General features: G+C 40.7%; 1 pseudogene. It reads right to left on the bottom strand.

From position 1 onward, the window contains the following. Positions 1–329: pseudogene (locus KI375_RS27095) on the bottom strand (IS5/IS1182 family transposase); the annotation flags it as partial.

Consider the following 329-nt stretch of genomic DNA (forward strand, 5'->3'; position numbering starts at 1 on the left):
CCTCTTTCATTCGCATAAACGTGGCGTCATGGTCCGTTTTGGAATAGCTGTTTCGCTTCTCTCCCATAATCTGATTGGAAGCATCGTAGTGTTCTTTGCGCTGAAGCATTTCCAATACTTGTTCATGGTAACGTTGAAGGACAGTTTTCCTTTTCCCTTTTCCGTAAACAAACGTGATGATTTCTTCTTCCTGTACTTTCTTCAGGAACTTGAGAACCTTTTTCAAATCTTCTAAAAAGGTCTCATAAGGACTTGTGAATACCTGACAGTACGTCGTATTCATCTGTTCTAAGAGGTCTTGCCATTTTAAGTACAGGTTGGCTTCATGC

The organism is Bacillus sp. J14TS2 (assembly GCF_018333015.1).
Taxonomy (GTDB): domain Bacteria; phylum Bacillota; class Bacilli; order Bacillales; family Bacillaceae_C; genus Lederbergia.